Origin of the sequence: Salirhabdus salicampi, from assembly GCF_024259515.1 — a bacterium.
Lineage (GTDB): Bacteria > Bacillota > Bacilli > Bacillales > Alkalibacillaceae > Salirhabdus_A > Salirhabdus_A salicampi.
In genome coordinates this window covers 12,477-32,905 of sequence record NZ_JANBWE010000002.1, presented here as the reverse complement: position 1 = coordinate 32,905, position 20,429 = coordinate 12,477, and the positions used below count along the sequence as shown (strand labels likewise).

At 36.9% G+C, this 20,429-nt stretch carries 21 protein-coding genes; 15 read left to right on the top strand and 6 right to left on the bottom strand.

What is annotated here, in order from left to right:
• Positions 1-190: 190 nt before the first annotated feature.
• The 8 genes from acnA (at position 191) to NLW78_RS06115 (ending at position 5,734) form a co-directional block, all read left to right on the top strand.
• Positions 191-2,896, top strand: coding sequence for an aconitate hydratase AcnA (gene acnA, locus NLW78_RS06150; RefSeq protein WP_254496139.1), 2,706 nt, complete (start codon positions 191-193; stop codon positions 2,894-2,896).
• An 85-nt stretch (positions 2,897-2,981) separates the two neighbouring features.
• The gene (locus tag NLW78_RS06145; RefSeq protein ID WP_254496138.1) at positions 2,982-3,644 is read left to right on the top strand and encodes a hypothetical protein; all 663 of its coding nucleotides are present in this window, start codon (positions 2,982-2,984) and stop codon (positions 3,642-3,644) included.
• Positions 3,641-4,234, top strand: coding sequence for a TlpA family protein disulfide reductase (locus tag NLW78_RS06140; protein ID WP_302328468.1), 594 nt, complete (start codon positions 3,641-3,643; stop codon positions 4,232-4,234). Before NLW78_RS06145 ends, NLW78_RS06140 begins: the two co-directional genes overlap by 4 nt.
• 59 nt (positions 4,235-4,293) lie before the next feature.
• Positions 4,294-4,440 carry an FbpB family small basic protein gene (locus tag NLW78_RS06135; protein WP_254496137.1) on the top strand — a complete coding sequence of 49 codons (147 nt, stop codon included), beginning with the start codon at positions 4,294-4,296 and terminating at the stop codon, positions 4,438-4,440.
• Positions 4,441-4,534: 94 nt separating this feature from the next.
• A complete protein-coding gene (gene sspN / locus NLW78_RS06130) occupies positions 4,535-4,684 on the top strand; it encodes a small acid-soluble spore protein N (protein ID WP_254496136.1) in 150 nt (49 codons plus the stop codon).
• A 12-nt stretch (positions 4,685-4,696) separates the two neighbouring features.
• Positions 4,697-4,924 carry a small acid-soluble spore protein Tlp gene (gene tlp / locus NLW78_RS06125; RefSeq protein ID WP_254496135.1) on the top strand — a complete coding sequence of 76 codons (228 nt, stop codon included), beginning with the start codon at positions 4,697-4,699 and terminating at the stop codon, positions 4,922-4,924.
• 83 nt (positions 4,925-5,007) lie between these two features.
• Positions 5,008-5,430, top strand: coding sequence for an acyl-CoA thioesterase (locus tag NLW78_RS06120; RefSeq protein ID WP_254496134.1), 423 nt, complete (start codon positions 5,008-5,010; stop codon positions 5,428-5,430).
• 1 nt (position 5,431) lies between these two features.
• The gene (locus NLW78_RS06115; protein WP_254496133.1) at positions 5,432-5,734 is read left to right on the top strand and encodes a hypothetical protein; all 303 of its coding nucleotides are present in this window, start codon (positions 5,432-5,434) and stop codon (positions 5,732-5,734) included.
• A gap of 34 nt (positions 5,735-5,768) precedes the next feature.
• Here the strand turns inward: NLW78_RS06115 and NLW78_RS06110 are convergent, their stop codons facing one another.
• From NLW78_RS06110 to plsY, 5 genes are all read right to left on the bottom strand, one after another.
• The gene (locus NLW78_RS06110; protein WP_254496132.1) at positions 5,769-6,056 is read right to left on the bottom strand and encodes a HesB/YadR/YfhF family protein; all 288 of its coding nucleotides are present in this window, start codon (positions 6,054-6,056) and stop codon (positions 5,769-5,771) included.
• Positions 6,057-6,086: 30 nt separating this feature from the next.
• Entirely contained in the window at positions 6,087-6,308 is a 222-nt protein-coding gene (gene yidD / locus NLW78_RS06105) for a membrane protein insertion efficiency factor YidD (protein WP_254496131.1), read from the bottom strand.
• 14 nt (positions 6,309-6,322) lie between these two features.
• Entirely contained in the window at positions 6,323-7,249 is a 927-nt protein-coding gene (gene folE2 / locus NLW78_RS06100) for a GTP cyclohydrolase FolE2 (RefSeq protein WP_254496130.1), read from the bottom strand.
• Between the two features lie 81 nt (positions 7,250-7,330).
• Positions 7,331-8,509 carry a CapA family protein gene (locus tag NLW78_RS06095; protein ID WP_254496129.1) on the bottom strand — a complete coding sequence of 393 codons (1,179 nt, stop codon included), beginning with the start codon at positions 8,507-8,509 and terminating at the stop codon, positions 7,331-7,333.
• Between the two features lie 202 nt (positions 8,510-8,711).
• Positions 8,712-9,293 carry a glycerol-3-phosphate 1-O-acyltransferase PlsY gene (plsY, locus tag NLW78_RS06090; RefSeq protein ID WP_254496128.1) on the bottom strand — a complete coding sequence of 194 codons (582 nt, stop codon included), beginning with the start codon at positions 9,291-9,293 and terminating at the stop codon, positions 8,712-8,714.
• A gap of 143 nt (positions 9,294-9,436) precedes the next feature.
• Here plsY and NLW78_RS06085 point away from each other — a divergent pair, with 143 nt between their 5' ends.
• The 4 genes from NLW78_RS06085 (at position 9,437) to parC (ending at position 16,256) form a co-directional block, all read left to right on the top strand.
• Positions 9,437-11,173: a glycosyl hydrolase family 18 protein gene (locus NLW78_RS06085; RefSeq protein ID WP_254496127.1), complete on the top strand. Its 1,737-nt coding sequence runs from the start codon at positions 9,437-9,439 to the stop codon at positions 11,171-11,173.
• A gap of 88 nt (positions 11,174-11,261) precedes the next feature.
• Entirely contained in the window at positions 11,262-11,675 is a 414-nt protein-coding gene (locus NLW78_RS06080; RefSeq protein WP_254496126.1) for a CoA-binding protein, read from the top strand.
• A 163-nt stretch (positions 11,676-11,838) separates the two neighbouring features.
• Entirely contained in the window at positions 11,839-13,794 is a 1,956-nt protein-coding gene (gene parE / locus NLW78_RS06075; protein WP_254496125.1) for a DNA topoisomerase IV subunit B, read from the top strand.
• A gap of 14 nt (positions 13,795-13,808) precedes the next feature.
• Complete coding sequence (gene parC, locus NLW78_RS06070; RefSeq protein ID WP_254496124.1) at positions 13,809-16,256, top strand: DNA topoisomerase IV subunit A; 2,448 nt, start codon at positions 13,809-13,811, stop codon at positions 16,254-16,256.
• A 41-nt stretch (positions 16,257-16,297) separates the two neighbouring features.
• Here the strand turns inward: parC and NLW78_RS06065 are convergent, their stop codons facing one another.
• Positions 16,298-16,492, bottom strand: a complete 195-nt coding sequence (locus tag NLW78_RS06065) for a hypothetical protein (protein WP_254496123.1) — start codon at positions 16,490-16,492, stop codon at positions 16,298-16,300.
• 403 nt (positions 16,493-16,895) lie between these two features.
• Between NLW78_RS06065 and NLW78_RS06060 the strand changes: the two genes are divergently transcribed.
• The 3 genes from NLW78_RS06060 to NLW78_RS06050 are packed head-to-tail and all read left to right on the top strand — an operon-like array spanning position 16,896 to position 20,334.
• The gene (locus tag NLW78_RS06060) at positions 16,896-17,588 is read left to right on the top strand and encodes a response regulator transcription factor (protein ID WP_254496122.1); all 693 of its coding nucleotides are present in this window, start codon (positions 16,896-16,898) and stop codon (positions 17,586-17,588) included.
• Positions 17,566-19,797 carry a HAMP domain-containing sensor histidine kinase gene (locus NLW78_RS06055; protein WP_254496121.1) on the top strand — a complete coding sequence of 744 codons (2,232 nt, stop codon included), beginning with the start codon at positions 17,566-17,568 and terminating at the stop codon, positions 19,795-19,797. The genes NLW78_RS06060 and NLW78_RS06055 overlap by 23 nt, the downstream gene beginning before the upstream one ends.
• A 21-nt stretch (positions 19,798-19,818) precedes the next feature.
• Entirely contained in the window at positions 19,819-20,334 is a 516-nt protein-coding gene (locus NLW78_RS06050) for an RNA polymerase sigma factor (protein WP_254496120.1), read from the top strand.
• Positions 20,335-20,429: the final 95 nt, after the last annotated feature.

The window sequence follows — 20,429 nt, the reverse complement described above, 5'->3', positions numbered from 1 at the left end:
TAGCTTTTGTAAAGTGGCGAAAATTATAAAGGCCTTTAAAAATTAAAAAAATTATTTGAATTGTTTTACTTATAGAGCGTTTTCATTTAAAATAAAGAATGAAGATTGCATTGCATAAAATGAAAGACATAGGGGACAGGAGAAGCCAAAATGGTTTCCATACATAACTTTATTGAGGGGGTAAAAGAATATGGCAGCCAATGATGTTTTTAATGCGCGTAAGCAATTCGAACTTAATGGGAAAACGTATAACTATTATGAGTTAAAAGCATTGGAAGAAGCGGGTATAGGTAGTATTTCTCGCTTACCTTATTCCATACGTGTACTACTTGAATCTGTTTTACGACAACACGATGGTCGCGTAATCAAAGATGAGCATGTCGAAAAGCTGGTAAAATGGGGTACAAAAGACGGAGAAAATGTTGATGTCCCATTTAAACCGTCCCGTGTCATTTTACAGGACTTTACAGGTGTCCCTGCGGTCGTTGACCTTGCTTCATTAAGAAAAGCAATGGTTGATATGGGAGGAAGCCCAGATAGTATTAATCCGGAAGTACCAGTAGATCTTGTTATTGACCACTCTGTACAGGTGGACCAATACGGTACAAAAGACTCGTTAAATGCGAACATGGAATTAGAATTCAAACGAAATACTGAGCGTTATGAATTTTTACATTGGGCACAAAAAGCCTTTGATAACTACCGTGCAGTACCACCAGCAACAGGTATTGTCCACCAAGTAAACTTGGAGTATTTAGCGAACGTTGTTCATTCCGTTGAAGAGAATGGAGAGTATGTTGCATTCCCGGATACATTAGTTGGAACAGACTCTCATACGACAATGATTAACGGTCTAGGTATTCTAGGTTGGGGAGTTGGCGGAATTGAGGCGGAAGCAGGAATGCTGGGACAACCTTCATACTTCCCTGCTCCGGAAGTTATTGGTGTTAAACTAAAGGGGTCATTTCCTAATGGAACAACGGCTACAGACCTGGCGTTAAAAGTAACACAAGTGTTACGTGAGAAAAACGTAGTTGGAAAATTCGTGGAATTCTTTGGACCTGGATTATCTGAAATGCCGCTTGCTGATCGTGCGACCATTTCAAATATGGCACCTGAATATGGAGCAACCTGTGGCTTTTTCCCAGTTGATAAAGAATCATTAGAATATCTACGCTTAACAGGTCGTAGCGAAGAGCAAATCAAATTAGTAGAAACGTATTGTAAACAAAACGGACTGTTCTACACACCTGATCAAGAAGATCCGGAATTTACTGAATTAGTGGAAATTGAATTATCAGACCTTGAACCGAACCTTTCTGGTCCTAAGCGTCCTCAAGATTTGATTCCATTGTCAGAAATGCAGCAGTCTTTTAATAAAGCGCTAACAGCTCCAGCAGGAAACGCTGGCTTTGGTCTAGATGAAAATGAGAAAGATAAAGAAGTTACCGTTAACTTTAAAGATGGCAAAAAAGTTACAATGAAAACTGGTGCAGTAGCCATTGCGGCCATTACATCTTGTACAAATACTTCGAACCCACATGTTATGTTAGGTGCCGGTTTATTGGCAAAGAAAGCAGTAGAAAAAGGACTCGAAGTACCAGAGTATGTGAAAACATCTTTAGCACCAGGATCAAAAGTTGTTACTCGTTATTTAGAAGATTCTGGATTATTAAACTACCTTGAAAATTTAGGCTTTAATTTAGTAGGTTATGGATGTACGACGTGTATTGGTAACTCCGGTCCGTTGTTGCCTGAAATTGAAGAAGCAATTGGTAATAGCGATTTAACAGTTACATCTGTATTATCAGGGAACCGTAACTTTGAAGGTCGTATTCACCCATTGGTGAAAGCTAACTACCTTGCTTCACCACCACTAGTTGTTGCTTATGCGTTAGCTGGTACAGTAGACATTGACTTGAAAAACGACCCATTGGGAACAGATAAAGATGGAGAGCCTGTATACTTTAAAGATATTTGGCCTTCAAGTGAGGAAGTTAAAGAGGAGATTGCGAGAGTTGTCACTCCTGAAATTTTCCGTAAAGAATACGAGCAAGTATTTGATTCAAATGAAAAATGGAACGAAATTGATACAACTGATGAGCCGTTATACAAGTGGAACGAAGATTCCACATATATTCAAAACCCACCATTCTTCGAAGGTCTTTCAAAAGATGCCGAACAGGTGCAACCACTTAACGGCTTAAAAGTGATTGGTAAATTCGGTGATTCTGTTACAACAGACCACATTTCACCGGCGGGTGCGATTCCGAAAGATATGCCTGCAGGAAAATATTTAATTGAAAAAGGTGTATCTCCACGGAACTTTAACTCATTTGGATCTAGACGTGGAAATCATGAAGTTATGATGCGTGGAACATTCGGAAACATTCGTATCCGTAACCAAATTGCGCCTGGTACAGAAGGTGGTTATACAACTTACTGGCCAACAGAGGAAGTAATGCCAATTTATGATGCAGCAATGAAATATCAAGAAAATAATACTGGTCTTCTTATTGTAGCAGGTAAAGATTACGGTATGGGAAGTTCCCGTGACTGGGCTGCAAAAGGTACCAACTTATTAGGTATTAAAACAGTTATTGCTGAAAGTTTTGAACGTATTCACCGTTCAAACCTTGTTATGATGGGTGTACTACCACTTCAGTTCCAAAAAGGTGATAGCGCTGAATCATTAGGTTTAACAGGAAAAGAAACATTTAATATCGAGATTGATGAAACTGTTAAGCCGCATGATCTTGTAAAAGTAACTGCAACGGACGATGAAGGTAAGAAAACCGAGTTTGAAGTTATTGCAAGATTCGACAGTGAAGTTGAAATTGACTACTACCGCCACGGTGGTATTTTACAAATGGTATTACGAAATAAACTTCAATAAAATAACGAAAGCATTCCCTGCGGAAGGGAATGCTTTTTTTATGTAGAGTTATCATGGTAAGATATTTTTGAAAGGGAGTTGTGTAATGAATGACCTTATTCAGCTTGGTCCTATAACCATTTTTATCCCATCAGCATTGACATTTTGTCTGCCAATACTTACATATTTTTGGACCTATCTGTTTTGTAACAGATATAATGATGAACATAGTTCTACACTTCCTGGAAAGTGGTTTGAAGCTTGGCTAATCGTGTATGCTATTTGGAAATTTAGTTATATACTTATACACCCAGTAAAAGCTATTGAGAATCCCCTTACCATTTTATATTTTTCAGGTGGGACAATTGGCCTTATACTTGGTCTTATTGTTGGATTATTATATTTTTTTATCTATACGAAGCGAAAAGGTATCCAAATGGAATTCGTGCTATCAGTTTTACTAAGTTCTGCCTTTTTTTATTCGGCATTATATTCTTTCCAATATGCCTTTTTTTATGATATGAGCCAATGGCGAATTCTCTTCACTCAGGGAGTTTATTTTCTCATCTTTGCTACTTTGTTGTACAATAAACAGTGGAGTTCAAATTTGGGAAGCCAATTACGAATATCATTTTGGTATTTAGTTGGTTATATTTGTTTTCAACTTTGGTTACACGACATTAAGAATCAAAGCCTTTTTGTTTGGGGTGCATTTGGTATTGCCCTTGTCATTACCATAAAAGATATAAAGGATGGTGGACCGACATGATAAAGAAGTGGTCAGGTCTTTTCGTCATATTAGCATTATTAAGTATTGCTATATATAATTTTGTCCAAGAAAAACACTCTGATACAGAGGTTACAAAGGATGAAGAGGAATTTAATGGAACCGTTTATGCCGTCCCTGATGAACTGGCTGATATGGAGAAGGGCTACACAATAGGTAAAACAGCACCAGATTTTACGTTAACAACTTTAGCGGGAGAGACGATAAGCCTCTCTGATTTAAGAGGAAAGAAAGTGTTCTTAAACTTCTGGGCATCATGGTGTGGTCCGTGTAAAGTGGAAATGCCAGAGATGCAGGAGTTTCATGAACAGTATGGGGATGAAGTTGTTGTTCTGGCTGTTAATGCGACAGGTGATGAGTTTTCGTTGAATAACGCTAAAGATTTTATTGAAAAGAATGAATTAACTTTTCCCATTCCACTTGATCATGAATTAAAAGTTGTATATCAGTATGATGTAGTTGCTTACCCAACAACGTATTTTATAAATCGTGAAGGTATTTTACAATTTAACCGACATATAGGCCCAATGGATTACGATATGATGGTAGAGCAAATGAAGAAGCTTGATTAACGTTGTATATTTTTCCCCCTTTTGGAAATAATGGTATTAAAAAAAGGGTGGGTTATCCAATGGCAAACAAAAGAAGAAAAAGTTTTACTGAATTATTGAATGCTGAAAGGGAACAAATACGGCAAAATCCGGAACTTATGGATGAAATAGAACGAAAACTTGAGGAAAGACTATCCTCAGGGGTCATGAGGGCAGCAGAAGAGTAATGCAACGCTGCCTTCATTTTTTTCCACGCATGCCTTTCAGAAAACAACAAAAAATAGTCCTGTAAAAACTTCTACACACAAAAGGAGTTTTGCAATGGGCAATCCGAAAAAGGATACAAAACACTTCCGGCCTGATAAGCATGGCAAGATTAACGTCGGTTATGATGGGAACAAAGGTAGAAAATATCAAGTAAAAGGTCGCCATGGGCAAGATACAATTTGGATACAGCCAAAAGGTCACTAAGGAGGCGGTTTCATGACACATCGTACGAACAAACCAAAACCTGATAACCGTGCTGATAATGTAGAGAAATTACAACACATGGTACAAAATACGATTGAAAATATGGAACTTGCCGAAGAAACAGCAGCACATTCTCGTCCCGAAGAGAGAAGGCAGATTGAAGCGAAAAATGAACGAAGAAGAGAATCCATTCAAGCGATGCGTGATGAAATTCGCGATGAGTACCACGACCAACAATAACTTTAAAGCCTGCCTATAGGGCAGGCTTTTTCATTTATGGTAATATAGTGTGTAAGATTGATAAAAGAGGAGAAATAAGATTTATGAAATTGGTTGAAACAGACATTAAGGTACGATACCAAGAAACAGACCAAATGGGTGTCGTATACCATGCAAATTATTTAGTTTGGTTTGAAATTGGGCGGACAGCTTTCATTGAAGAATTAGGCTTTCAATATCATGACATGGAAGCAGAAGGTATTGTGTCACCAGTAGTGGATGCTCAAATGCAGTTTAAACATCCGGTGCGCTATGGGCAAATTGCAAAGGTTATAACATGGTTAAAGGAATATGATGGCCTAAAAGTTACTTATGGCTATAAAATATTGGATGGGAATGGTGCAGTCGCTGTAACGGGGTCAACACAACATGTGTGTGTGAAAAAGGAATCATTTCGCCCTGTATCTATTCGAAAAGCGTTTCCGGCATGGCATAAAGCATACTTAGCAGCAAAGGGTGAAGAATAAAGTGGCATTCGGAATTAAACGGGAAGAATTAAAAAGGTGGAAACAAAAAGTTAAAAAAGGTGAAATCGCTTTTTTAACGCATTATTGGTTAGATGATCGGTTTCCAAATTCAAATTCCGTAACGAAAGTTGGCTGTAGTGATATTGCAAAGCTTGAACGATGGGGAAGAAAATATGGATTGAAACGGGAATGGATACATCGAGATGACCAATATCCCCACTTTGATTTATTTGGTGAATTTCAGAAGGATATCCTGGAACAGGAAAAAATCACTGACCAAATTGAACGCTTCCAAATAAAATAAGAGAACTGGGTGCTTAACATCCAGTTCTCTTATTTTATTGGTATTCGTATTTCGGTTCATCCAATGTTTCATCGTATGAAACAATTAGTGTTTTTTCGCCGAAATACCAACCGTCTTTTTCCTCAATATAAAAGGTTAAGCCATTCACCTTTTGTTCCACCACAGCTTGGTAAGGAGGCTCAATTCGAAACCCTAAGGAAAAGCCTGGTACAATGCCTCCAACACCACCATAACGTACAAAAAATCGTACATAATCGTCATTTGCTAATTGTAGTTCCTCTTGAAACCACTCAGCTGCTTTTAGTTCTACTTGGAGGTTCATATTGTCATCTCCTATAATATGTGTTAATTTTTATTTTTTCTTTTGTGGAACTGGATCAAATCCTCCGGGATGAAAGGGATTGCATTTTAAAATTCTCTGTAATGTTAAAAAAAGTCCCTTGAACATACCGAAACGTTGAAAGGCTTCCAGGCCGTATTGGGAGCATGTAGGTTGAAACCTACATGCCGGCAATTTCATGGGAGAAATCCATTTTTGATAAAATTTAATTAGGAAAATAAATACGTATTTCACGTCATATTCACGACCTATTCAACGTCATTTTGTTTATCGAATGTAACAGAAGCAATAGCATCGTGTAAATGAATGGACTCTTCATTACGGCAACTTACTTTAAATCTTTCCACAAACGACATTTCATATAAGTCTGCTGCAATCAGTCTAACCATATCTTCTACAAATCGTGGATTTTCATAAGCTTGTTCTGTAACTACTTTTTCGTCTGGGCGTTTTAGAACCGGATGAATGCGTGCACTAGCGTTTGACTCAGCTGCTTCTAATAGAGCTTCCTTCCAATCTGTTTCTGCTTCATTGAAATCGGCAGTTAATCTTGCTTCTAATGTGACATTTCCCCTTTGGTTGTGTGCGCTGTATTCACTGATTTCCTTTGAACATGGACAAAGTGTAGTAATAAGTGCACTCAATGAAACGTTAATGTCATATCCTGCTTCTTTATGATATTCAACGGAAATCGTAACATTGGCATGATTTAAGCCGGACAAGCCAGACGATGGTGCTTGTCTTTCGTAAAACCACGGAAAAGCAATGCTAATCCGGGCATCATTTTGTTTTAAACGATTAGCCAGTTCTTTCGTAAATTGTTTAAGGGTTGCGATATCGGCTACGAACCCTTTTTCATGGTATTCATTTAATTGTTCTGTGAAGCGACTCATATTCGTCCCTTTACTTTCTTGTGCGATGCTTGAAGAAAATTGAAATGTACCAACCGTTGTTTGGTTATATGGCTTCACACTACTATTTATAATGATTGGGTGTTTTACGTTTGCAATCCCGACTTCATCTAACTTAAATAAGAAATCTTTTTTTGTATTTTGTAAGTCCGCCATTTTATCTTTTTCTACCGGCTTAAGACGTGGTCCAGGCGGAACTGATCCAAATAATTTATGACGTTCTTCTTTACTAGGAAGTTGCTTCTGATTTGTTGTTTTCAACATATTTAAGACTCCTTTCAGCCCCATATAGTGCCACTATGAAAAGTATACATGATTTATTCATAGAACATCAATGAAATACTTTTAATCAAGTTCAGGGACGACTTCAACGTTGTCACTATATGATTGCATATGGGAGGTGATTTCGTTATACAACTCCTTGGCATTCGAAAGGCCGTACTCATCAGCATTGATTAACGGTACAATTTTATAATCACGATACCGTTCAGTACGGTGATTCCATGTAGGGAGTACTTTTGCATCTTTCATATTATAAGTTGCTGTGCCATCAGGTCCTATCTTTTTCTGTAATTTCAGTTCTAAAATGGCCCCTATTCGTTGATATAACTTCGCTTGTCCTGACAAAAAGTTACCTAATGAATAAATAATAAACGTTTTATGACCATCTTCCTGTTCTAACCAGTCTACCGGTTGTAATACGTGAGGGTGGTGTCCAATAATTACATCTGCTCCAGCCTTGCTAATTTCATCTGCCAGAAGTACTTGAGCATCATTGGCAAAACGTTGATATTCCATGCCGAAATGTAAGCTTACGACAACAAAATCAACGTTAGGCTTCAAAGCTTTTATGTCTTTTACCATTTTTTCCTGGTCTAAATATTGTACTAAATATGGCTTATCATTAGGACGGACTAAACCGTTGGTACCGTATGTATAAGCCAGAAACCCAACTGCAATTCCGTTTTTATTTATAATTCTTTGCCTTTTTTGATCCTCAAAGCTACGATATCCTCCAACATACTGAATCCCAATTTTATCTAGGTAAGAAGTAGCGTTTAAGATTGCTTGCTCGCCTCGATCTAAAGTATGGTTATTAGCAATCGAAACTATATCAACACCCGTATCTTTCAATGCATCCCCCACCTCATATGGAGAGTTGAATCGTGGATAACTAGATAATCCGATCTCTGATCCACCTAATATCGTTTCTTGGTTAGCAAACATAATATCCTGCTTTTCCATATATGGTTTTACATCCTCAAGCATAGGCGTAAAGTCATAACCACCACTCGAAGTTTTTGCATCCTCATATACAGAACTATGTATTAATAAATCGCCAACAGCACCGAGCGATATTTCTGACTCAAATGTGCGATGATTCACGGTGCTTATTGTGGTCCTGTCATTTAACAACTTCGCTTCAAATGATTTCTCGTTATCGTGTTGATTGAAATAGAAAAAGCCTGTAGTGATAAAAGATATAAAAATTACAACTATAATTGCTACCATTTGTTTTTTCATTTTTTGATTTCCCCCAAAAAAATTGTTTCTTTTAAGTTTCGCTAATGTTATGTTTTCAAAACATCTTTTGAAAACATTTTTCTCTTATGACATTCTTTAAGTTTTACGTTTTACATATCTGTTTGGTTAATGGTGTTAAATTGGTACTATTTTACCATGTGTAGAAATAAAAAAACACAACACGTTTCGGTGTTGTGCTTTTTTACATCCATTTAATTTTTGGTTCTGTCTTATTGATAATCCGCTTTATGTTTGCCCGATGTCTATAGATAACGAATAATGTCAACAAAGCTGTAATGAGAATTAACCACTTCTCTTGCATAATGATGGAAGCTGTTACACCTACAACTCCAGTTATCATAGAGGATAGGGACACAAACTTTGATATTTTAAGTGTGATCATAAATGTTGCAACCATAATGACAAACAATATTGGACTAACGGCTAAGATAACACCGCCACTAGTTGCTACTGCTTTACCACCCTTAAACTTCGCAAATAGTGGGTATGTATGTCCGATTACAGCAAAAAGTCCAATAAATAACGGCTCTGCACTTGCATGAAACAAGATGGGAAGCAAAGCTGCTAACGTTCCCTTCAAAATATCTGAAATGGTCACAATGAGGCCTGCTGTTACTCCTAATACACGGAAAGTGTTTGTTCCACCTAAATTACCACTACCATGCTCTCGAATGTCAATACCGTAACCAGACTTGCCGACAATAAGTGCTGACGGAATAGAACCTAATAAGTAAGAAATGATGCCAAAAATTACATAATCCATAGTTTAACCCCTTTAATCTCGTACAAATTCATTACTATTTTATCACGAACAATAGAAAAGCAGAATGTTTTTCAACCATTTTTATCTTTCTATTTTAAAAGATGGAGTTTTTTATTACGATATATACATAGGAGGGGAGAATTTTGTCACGTATTGTCACACACCAAAGATCAAAAAAACATAAAGAACAATGGATAGCTTTCTCTATATTAGGCTTATTTATTATATCTGTTACAATGTTTTGGAATGCTTATCCATTTCCGTCGAAGGAAAAAGTGGATTATTTTACGAATTCATATTCGATTGTTTTTGAAGAAGAAAAAACAAAGTATAACGGGTTATCTGAACAAGAAGAGGTATATATACCCTATGATTTTATTGCAGAATATATTGACCCAATGATTCATTATGATGAAGAGTCATCGTCTGTTATCGTTACGACAAAAAACAAAGTGTATCAAATGCCTACGGAACGTTTAACAAAATTCGTTAATGATAAAGAGCATAATCTTTCGTTTCCTGTAATCACTACAGAACAACAACAGGTCTACTTGGAGTTAGATTGGTTACAAGAAGTTTATTCGATTGACATCAGTTACAATGACGAGACGAGCGCAATGATTGTTCATGCAGATGGAGATGTAGTGTTAAAGGGCAATGTTTTAACTGGTAATGAAAACAGGAGATCTTTAAGAATAAACCCAGATTTAACCGCACCATATGTTGATCGAGTGGAAGAAGGGGAGACCGTCACTATCGAAGATGATACCGGAGATTTTTTGAAAGTCCGGAAAGGAAATGGAATTGCCGGTTTCATGAAGAAAGAAATGATAGAAATTCTAGGTACTGAAGTCTATCAATCTCATAAACCAGTAGAGGAGCATACATTACCTAACTTAAAATGGCCAATTCACGTCACATGGGATGCGATCTACCATCCGGACGCTACTCCGAATGAGGTTGAGTCGTATAACAGTGTACAAGTGTTGTCACCAACCTGGTTCCACATCGATGATACAGATGGAAATATACGGAGTTATGCTTCTCATTCCTATGTCGATTCTGCCAAGGGAAATGGTTATCACGTATGGGCACTTTTTTCTAATGACTTTAATTTAGAACAAACGAGTGCGGTTCTACAAGATTTTGAAACTCGACAGCGAATAATACGTCAGTTACTACATTATGCAGATATTTATGGCTTAGATGGGATTAATATTGATTTTGAAAACGTTTATGAAGAGGATGGACCGTTAGTTACACAATTTGTACGGGAATTTACTCCTCTTGCCCATGAAGCTGGATTAATTGTGTCAATGGATATTACGTTTATATCCAACAGTCCAACTTGGTCGAAGTTTTATGAGCGTGAAAAATTGGTAGAGTCAATTGACTACTTTATGGTGATGGCTTATGACGAACATCCCGCTAGCTCCAACACATCTGGTAGTGTTGCAAGTTTACCTTGGGTAGAAACTCACTTAGAAGCATTGTTAAAGGTCATTCCGCATGATCGACTACTGTTAGGTGTACCGTTTTACACAAGGTTGTGGACTGAAGAAAAACAAGATGACGGTTCAATTGAAGTCAGTTCGCAGGCTTTAACAATGACTCAAGCAAAAGAGTGGATTGATGAATATAACGTGACACCTGTATATGATGAGAATACTGGACAAGACTACGTTGAGTATGAAGTTTCAGATAAACAAACTGTTTATAAGCTTTGGCTCGAAAATGATAGATCATTACAGAAACGAGTTGAACTCGTTCACAAATATAAATTAGCAGGTATTGCCAGTTGGAGTCGTTATTTTGCTAATGAACGTATATGGGAAGAAGTTGACAATTTCTTAAATATAAAACGTGTTGTTTCTCAGTAATCATCTTAATGTTGAAAAATCAATTTGCGTAATGATAACAAATAGCATTATGCTTATAGTATAAATATTTAGTTGCCGGAGGGATATGATGCACAATCCACCTAATAAAGTCGTGAAGGAAATATTAGAAGGGGCGCAAACGATTGCAGTAGTTGGGCTCTCTGACAATCCAATGAGAACGTCCTTTCAAGTTTCAAAAGCGATGCAAAATGCCGGCTATAAAATTATCCCTGTAAATCCAAATGTCGATGAAGTACTGGGGGAAAAAGCAGTTCCCTCTCTTCTTGAGGTTGAAGAAAACATTGACATTATAAATGTATTCCGTCGATCTCTGTTTTTACCAGGCATTGCAAAAGAAGCGGTAGAGACACAGGCAAAGGTATTTTGGGCACAACAAGGTGTCACGAACGAAGAAGCATATGAGTATTTAAAAGAACGAGACTTTGTTGTGATTATGGATCTATGTATTAAAGTAGCCCACGCGATGACATTAGGGAAATAAGTATTAGACGAAAATCCCTGTTTTTGCAGGGATTTTTCCATTCTTCTTGAATAAAGTATTTGGGTACTTGAAAAAAATCGCTACAATAAGTATACTACGAACATAAACTAGGAACGTTTGTTCTACGCAGAAAGAATTGCTCGAACGAAAGGGGAACATCAACTTGGCTAAAACGAACGAAACATTATATAACGATGATTCCATTCAAGTACTAGAAGGGTTAGAAGCTGTACGTAAGCGACCTGGAATGTACATTGGAAGCACAGATCATCGAGGACTTCACCATCTTGTATATGAAATTGTTGATAATGCCGTAGATGAGGCATTAGCTGGCTACGGTAATGAGATAATTGTTAAATTACATAAAGACGGTAGTGTGTCCATTACCGATAAGGGACGTGGGATGCCAACCGGAACGCACAAAACAGGTAAACCTACACCTGAAGTGATTTTTACCGTCCTGCATGCAGGCGGAAAATTTGGTCAAGGTGGCTATAAAACAAGTGGAGGCTTACACGGTGTAGGGGCATCAGTTGTGAACGCTTTATCTGAATGGTTGGAAGTAACCATTCACCGTGATGGTACTATCTATTCACAACGCTTCGAAAATGGCGGTATACCAGTGACTGGATTAGACAAAAAAGGGTCTACAAAAAAATCAGGTACAACCATTCGATTTAAACCAGATCCGAAAATGTTTTCTGTTACAACGTTTCAGTATGAAACATTAGCAGAACGATTACGGGAGTCAGCCTTTTTACTTAAAGGTCTACGTATTGAAATCATTGATGAACGTAACGATGTATCTGATGTGTATGAATACCCGGAAGGGATTGAGTCCTTTGTCGAATATTTAAACGAAGAAAAGGATACCCTTCATCCTGTCGTAGCATTTGAAGGCCAACAAGATGGGCTTGAAGTAGAATTCGCCTTTCAATTTAACGACGGATACGCAGAAAATATCCTTTCTTTTGTAAATAATGTGCGTACGAGAGACGGCGGAACTCATGAATCAGGTGCAAAGTCAGCAGTGACACGTGTATTTAACGAGCAAGCCCGAAAAACGAATTTATTAAAAGAAAAAGAAAAGAACCTCGATGGTAATGATATACGTGAAGGATTTACTGGTATTGTGTCTGTTCGAATTCCAGAAGAATTTTTGCAATTTGAAGGACAAACGAAAAGTAAATTAGGAACGTCAGAAGCGCGTTCTGTTGTAGATAGTGTTGTGTCTGAAAAGCTTACTTACTTTTTAGAAGAAAATCCCGATATAGCGAGTAGCTTAATTAAGAAAGCTATTAAAGCAAGAGATGCTCGAGAAGCGGCTCGGAAGGCCCGTGAAGATGCTAGGAATGGGAAAAAGCGTAAGCGAAAAGATTCAATTTTAAGTGGAAAATTAACCCCGGCCCAGTCTAAGAACCCGAAGAAAAATGAACTATATTTGGTAGAGGGAGATTCAGCAGGAGGGTCGGCTAAACAAGGTCGTGATAGACGATTTCAAGCTGTATTACCTTTACGAGGAAAAGTGATTAACACTGAAAAGGCGAAAATTAACGATATTTTAAAAAACGAAGAAATCTCCACGATTATCCATACAATTGGTGCAGGTGTAGGGGCTGACTTCGATTTAGAAGATGTCAATTACGATAAAATTATTATTATGACTGATGCTGATACAGATGGTGCTCATATTCAAGTGCTATTACTCACATTCTTTTATCGCTATATGAGACCGTTGATTGAATCTGGTAAAGTCTATATTGCATTACCCCCACTATACAAAGTGTCAAAAGGTAAAGGAAAGAAAGAGAAAATAGAGTATGCTTGGGACGAAAAAGAAATGAAAAGCATTTTAAACCGTTTTAAAAATGGGTATACAATTCAACGCTACAAAGGTCTCGGTGAAATGAATGCCGATCAGCTTTGGGATACGACGATGAATCCCGAAACGAGAACACTAATCCGTGTAACAATTGAAGATTTAGCACGTGCAGAGCGACGCGTAACGACTTTAATGGGAGATAAAGTTGAACCACGTAGAAAGTGGATCGAATCAAATGTAGCCTTCAGCATGGAAGATGATGAAAATATACTAGAAAATGATAAGCTTCATACTTAGAGGAGGACATTACATTGGCTGAACACGCAAAATACTTAGACCTTCCTTTAGAGGAAGTTATCGGGGATCGTTTTGGACGATATAGTAAATATATCATTCAAGATCGTGCGCTTCCTGATGCTAGGGATGGCTTAAAGCCAGTACAACGAAGAATTTTATATGCAATGCATCAAGAACGGAATACACATGATAAACCGTTTCGGAAGTCTGCGAAAACGGTCGGTACTGTAATCGGGAATTATCATCCACATGGTGATTCATCTGTATATGAAGCCCTCGTGCGAATGAGTCAAACTTGGAAAGTTCGAAATCTATTAGTTGAAATGCACGGAAATAATGGAAGCATTGATGGGGATCCTCCAGCTGCAATGCGTTATACGGAGGCACGCTTATCCAGTATTGCTTCAGAATTATTACGTGACATAGAAAGAGAAACAGTAGAGTTTATCCCAAACTTTGATGATACAGCGAATGAGCCTGTTGTATTGCCGGCAAAGTTTCCAAACCTACTAGTAAACGGCTCGACTGGAATCTCTGCAGGTTATGCAACCGACATTCCCCCTCACAATCTCGGTGAGGTCATAGATGCTGTTATTATGAAAATTGATAAACCACAGGCAGATGTGGACGATGTTATGACTGTTTTGAAAGGACCGGATTTTCCTACGGGTGGTATTATTCAAGGGATTGATGGAATTAAAAAAGCTTATAAAACCGGAAAAGGGAAAGTCGTATTGCGTGGTCGTGCAACGATTGAAAAGGTTAGAGGAAATCGTGAGCAAATTATTATCACAGAACTACCGTACGACGTGAATAAAGCAAACTTAGTAAAGAAGTTTGATGAATATCGGATTGACCGAAAAGTAGAAGGGATTGCAGAAGTTCGAGATGAAACGGACCGTACTGGATTACGAATTGTCATCGAATTGAAGAAGGACGCAGACAGTGAAGGTGTTCTCAATTATTTATATAAAAATACGGATTTGCAAATCTCCTATAACTTTAATATGGTTGCAATCCATAACAAGACGCCCCAACAAATGAATTTATTAACGATGCTTGATGCTTATATCTCTCACCAGCGGGAAGTTGTGACACGACAGTCACAATATGACTTGCGGAAAGCGAAAGACCGGGCACACATTGTTGAAGGGTTAATAAAAGCTATATCCATTTTAGACGATGTCATTGCAACCATTCGCTCATCTAAGGATAAGCAGGATGCAAAAAATCGTTTAATCTCAGAATATGACTTTACAGAATCTCAGTCGGAAGCAATCGTAACATTGCAACTATACCGTTTAACCAATACCGACATTACATCTCTCGAACAAGAAGCGAGTGAGTTGAGAAAACAAATTGAAGAGCTGGAAACGATCCTAGCCGATGAAAAGAAATTAATGCTAGTCATTAAAAAAGATTTACGTCAAATGAAAAAGAAATATGCTGATAACCGTAAAACAGAAATTGAAGAAGAAATCGAAGAATTAAAGATTAACTTGGAAGTAATGGTCGCAAGTGAAGATGTTTTAGTTTCCGTGACAAATGATGGATACATTAAACGGACAAGTTTACGTTCATATGCTGCTTCCAATGATAATGACATATCGATGAAAGAGGGAGACTATCTTCAGACCCTTATTGAAATTAATACGACAGATAAGTTACTCCTGTTCACAAACAAAGGCAATTATTTATATATTCCTGTACATGAAATTCCAGATATTAAATGGAAAGATTTAGGTCAGCATATTACTAATATCATACCAATCGACAGAGAAGAAACTATAGTAAGGGCTATACCAATTCGTGAGTTCAAAGAAGGTCTCTATTTAACTTTCTTTACCCGTGACGGTATGGTGAAGAAAACTGAATTGAAGGAATATCAGCCACAGCGGTACTCAAAACCACTTGTAGCGATTAATTTGAAAAATGACGATAAAGTGGTCAGTGTACATGTTACGGATGGAAATCAAGAGGTGTTTGTTTCTACAAATCGCGGGTATGGATTACGATACCATGAGTCTGAAATAAATATCGTTGGCCAAAGAGCAGCTGGTGTAAAAGCAATGCAATTAAAGGATAATGAATATGTGGTAAGTGGCGAAGTGTTTGACGATTTATCTAACCCGTCTATTGTCGTTGTCACGCAAAGAGGGGCATGTAAGCGGATGGATATTTCCCAGTTTGAACCTTCCTCAAGGGCAAAGCGGGGTTTAACGATGTTAAGAGAATTAAAAGCGAAACCACACCGCCTTGTAGGTGTAAAAATTGTTGGCGAAGAAGATCTTATTCAGTATAAAACGGAGAATGGTGATATTCACGAGATCTTCCCATTACAACTAAAGTTGCATGATCGTGTTAGTAATGGTTCCTTTATTACAGATACAGATATTACCGGGGCAGTTACTTCCGTTTGGAAAAAAGCTGTCTATACAAAAGTGTTTGAGGATGAAGAGTGATGACTTTGCAAAGAGATACAAATCATTTTGGTTTGTATCTCTTATTTTTCTTTGTTTTTTTCGATGCCAGCAACACGAAATTTCAGCACATGATAAATGAAAGTGGACAATGTTATGCTCATTTTTCGATGCCAGCAACACGAAATTTCAGCACATGATAAATGAAAGTGGACAATGTTATGCTCATTGGCATCAAGACCGTTAGGTGTGAACAACTTCCCGGAGTTTGTTTTCATTTCAACCTCCAGCTATTTCATGATAGAACAGAGCAAGTTGGTTCGGGTGAAGAAAAATCAAGACACCAAAATACTGCTGTATTTCGTTTTGGTGTAGAAGTGTTACATCCTGTGAAACATCTAGAACAGTCATATATGATAACCTATTTTTAGTAGGACAATTTTATAAGGAGATAAAATTTATTAAAATGACTCTTCTCAATGTGTGGGAAGGGTCATTTTTTACAACACGCAACCCGTTTAAGTAGCCAATTCAATTTCCTTTAACTAGAAATCTATTATAAAATAAAGTTTTATAAATAGATAAATAAACTTAAGGAAATCTTAAGAAATGTTGCAACCGAATTTTAAGAATTAATGGATATGATATAGACAAATTCGAAAAAGGAAAGGAGCTGAAACGTTGGACCATTACAATGTATTAGTTGTAGATGATGAGAAAGAGATTAGAGATGCTATTGAAATTTATTTGAAGAATGAAGGTGTAACTGTCTTAAAAGCAAAGGATGGAATAGAAGCTATAGACATCCTGCATGAGCATGAAGTACATCTCATTCTGTTGGATGTTATGATGCCTAGGTTAGACGGAATTTCCACTACATATAAAATCCGGGAGGAAAAGAACATTCCCATCATTATTTTAAGTGCAAAAAGTGAGGATACCGATAAAATTTTAGGACTTCAAGTGGGAGCGGATGATTATATTACAAAACCATTCAACCCAATGGAACTTGTGGCACGTGTAAAGTCTCAGTTGAGACGATATATTACGTTCGGAACATTTGAAGGGACACAAAAAGTCATTGATTTAAACGGAATTACGTTAGATCAATCTTCTAAAGAAGTTGCAGTACACGGTGAAGTTGTGAAGCTTACACCAATTGAATATAAAATTGTTGAACTTTTAATGTCAAACGCTGGAAGAGTCTTTTCCATAAGTGAAATATATGAACGGGTGTGGAAAGAGCCAAATTATAACGCCGAAAATACGGTCGCTGTTCACATTCGAAAAATTCGGGAAAAGATTGAATTTGATCCGAAGAATCCAAGATATTTAAAGGTGGTATGGGGTATTGGCTACAAAATGGAAAAATAGTTTACGTACTATGCTCGCATGTGCAATGTTGTTCTCATTCGGACTTAGTGGGTTGCTAATCTTGTTTACTCATGGATACTATTACGCTCAAAAAGATTATTTCCATACATCCGAATTTCGATATGGTATTGTAGATGAATTTAGAAGATATATAGGTATAGCTGAAACCAACTTAACTTTACGGGAAGCGAAAGAGGCAATCACTGTAACAGACGAGGAGATTCTAGAGCATCGTTATCGTTACGGGAATTTAACAGAACAAATTCATAGTATAGAAAGCCAATATGAAGAAAAAATTCAACAAGCTATAGAACAAGATAATCAACAGGTTGTAGATGGACTTAAGGCAGATAGAGATGAAAAAATTGAGGATATTACGAAAAACTTTGAAAGTGATCAACATGTTGAAGCTAAGATTATAAAAGAGAAGGAACAGAAGTTAGAAGAATATTATCATCAATTACCAAATGTTCATCCTCAAAATTTTGGCTTATATATTTTTGGTAAATATAAAGACTCTTTCCATTATTACTTTGAGGATACTACAAGTGGGAAAATGTATACAAATATTGCTGATACAAAAGGCTCTGCTAAAATCTTTGAAATGAGTCTTACAATCTACCCTGACTACATGGTTAGACATGAAATCAGTGGATCTGAAGAGTTGCTAAATATTTTACATCAGTCTGATAGGAGACTAGAAGGTGAAATTTCCGTACCTCATTCATTATCTTCATCAGATCCATTAATGATACAATATGAAAATTATAGTAAGGAACAAAAATATTATTGGGGTACAGTCTTTTTAAGCATGGTTTCACTTATATTATCCTTGATCCTTTTCAAAAAGGCTAAAAGATCGTCGGCTGAAATGAGCCAATTTAACGTTCGTTTCCGCAAACTACCAATTGATGTACGGATTGCACTTCTTGGATTAACGAGTCTTGTAGCTTTACTAACTGGAACGATAATTGAAGCCACCCGCATGAGCGTAAATTTATCAGATGTAAAAGAGGGAATCTTTTTCTTTGTAGCAGTTCTTATTTTAACTCTTAGTTTAGCACTTACCTTACTTCAAACTATTTCTTTATCGGAATCTATTAAGGGGCGGAAACCGTTTCATTCAGAGTGGAAGAAAAGTCTAGTGTATCGTACATATTCCATATTAAAGAATCCATTTCTGAAACTCGTTCATCTCTTAAGAGAGGCATTTTTAGATCAAACAACCGGAGCACAAATCATAATTGTGTTTGGAGTCGTATTTGGCTTAGGGTTAGCCGCTGTAGTTTCATTTGTACATCCAATTTTTGTTCTTTTTTATCTTATTTTACTAGCTAGTGTTGGTGTACCATTAAGTGTCCTTATCATAAAAAAGATCGGGTACTTTAATCGAATTGTAGAAAAGACCAATGCGCTAGTGAGTGGTAATATGAGTCAAGATTTACACATAACTGGTAAAACGGCATTAGATAAGCTTGCTCAAAATATTAATGTTTTAAAACAAGGGGTTAAAACCTCACAAAATGAACAGGCAAAAAGTGAGCGCCTGAAAGCCGAATTAATTACAAATGTAAGTCATGATTTGCGAACACCGCTCACATCGATTATCACTTACACCGAATTACTTAAACAGCAGGAGGATACGAGTAAGGATAGTGATGCATATATAGAAATTATTGAACGAAAATCAAAGCGTTTAAAAGTATTAATCGATGACTTATTTGAAGTATCCAAGATGGCGAGCGGGAATATCGAACTGAAAAAAGAGAGCGTAGATCTTGTTCAGTTATTACACCAAGCCTTGGCAGAATACGATGATATGATTAGTCAATCGAATCTACAGTTCCGAGTAACAAATGATGATCCGCCTATATATGCTGTTGTGGATGGCCAAAAGCTTTGGCGTGTATTTGATAACTTAATTCGAAACATTTTAAAGTATTCTTTAGACTACTCGCGTGTGTATCTTAATTTAACAACTAGCAATGGTTATGCAATCATTTCATTCAAAAATGTGTCAAAGTATGAGTTAAATGAAAATAGTGAGGAATTAATTGAACGGTTTAAACGTGGTGATACATCAAGGCATACTGAAGGAAGCGGGCTCGGTTTAGCTATCGCACAAACTATTGTTGAACTACACAGTGGTAAATTTGAAATAGAAACCGATGGTGATTTGTTTAAGGTAACCATCATGTTAAAAATATGAACATAAGGAAGAGGGAGAATAGTGGCTTCACTTGATATTTCCGAATTATACAGTGTTCACTTTAAACGATTGTTGAAAATAAGTTATTCTATAACGAAAGATCGACAATTGGCAGAAGATGTAGTACAAGAAACTTTTATTAAAGCAATCCATAAAATTGACACAGTTCAATCTACCGATAAACTAAATGCGTGGCTATCTGTTATTACTAGAAGAACAGCGATAGATTTTATTCGAAATGAACAAAAAAAGAGTGGAATACCTATGGAACAAGAAATGCTTGTGACAGTAGGAAAAGCTTCAGTTCAAAATGTAGAAGCAGAGGTTGCTTTTTCGATTTTAGTAGAGCAAGTGAAAGAAGGAATGACAAATTTAGCTGACATTTATCGGGATGTCATGGTACTAAAAGTAAAACATAATTTAAAAGAACAAGAAATCGCAAAACGATTAGATGTAAATTTATCTTCAGTAAGAACGAGAATTTTTCGGGCAAGAAAACAACTGAAGACTATGTTTAGCGATCAAATAAAATTTTGATGCTGCATCTTGTTATTGATAATTTAGCCTATCTCCATCGTGATATAGGCTATTTTTTATACATTCATTAAAAATAATTTTAATAATATAGTCAC

What these genes read in the sequence shown, in the direction of transcription:
- acnA (WP_254496139.1), top strand. Translation starts at nt 191, where the DNA reads ATGGCAGCCAATGATGTTTTTAATGCGCGTAAGCAATTCGAACTTAAT.
- NLW78_RS06145 (WP_254496138.1), top strand. Translation starts at nt 2,982, where the DNA reads ATGAATGACCTTATTCAGCTTGGTCCTATAACCATTTTTATCCCATCA.
- NLW78_RS06140 (WP_302328468.1), top strand. Translation starts at nt 3,641, where the DNA reads ATGATAAAGAAGTGGTCAGGTCTTTTCGTCATATTAGCATTATTAAGT.
- NLW78_RS06135 (WP_254496137.1), top strand. Translation starts at nt 4,294, where the DNA reads ATGGCAAACAAAAGAAGAAAAAGTTTTACTGAATTATTGAATGCTGAA.
- sspN (WP_254496136.1), top strand. Translation starts at nt 4,535, where the DNA reads ATGGGCAATCCGAAAAAGGATACAAAACACTTCCGGCCTGATAAGCAT.
- tlp (WP_254496135.1), top strand. Translation starts at nt 4,697, where the DNA reads ATGACACATCGTACGAACAAACCAAAACCTGATAACCGTGCTGATAAT.
- NLW78_RS06120 (WP_254496134.1), top strand. Translation starts at nt 5,008, where the DNA reads ATGAAATTGGTTGAAACAGACATTAAGGTACGATACCAAGAAACAGAC.
- NLW78_RS06110 (WP_254496132.1), bottom strand. Translation starts at nt 6,056, where the DNA reads ATGAACCTCCAAGTAGAACTAAAAGCAGCTGAGTGGTTTCAAGAGGAA.
- folE2 (WP_254496130.1), bottom strand. Translation starts at nt 7,249, where the DNA reads ATGTTGAAAACAACAAATCAGAAGCAACTTCCTAGTAAAGAAGAACGT.
- NLW78_RS06095 (WP_254496129.1), bottom strand. Translation starts at nt 8,509, where the DNA reads ATGAAAAAACAAATGGTAGCAATTATAGTTGTAATTTTTATATCTTTT.
- plsY (WP_254496128.1), bottom strand. Translation starts at nt 9,293, where the DNA reads ATGGATTATGTAATTTTTGGCATCATTTCTTACTTATTAGGTTCTATT.
- NLW78_RS06080 (WP_254496126.1), top strand. Translation starts at nt 11,262, where the DNA reads ATGCACAATCCACCTAATAAAGTCGTGAAGGAAATATTAGAAGGGGCG.
- NLW78_RS06065 (WP_254496123.1), bottom strand. Translation starts at nt 16,492, where the DNA reads ATGAAAACAAACTCCGGGAAGTTGTTCACACCTAACGGTCTTGATGCC.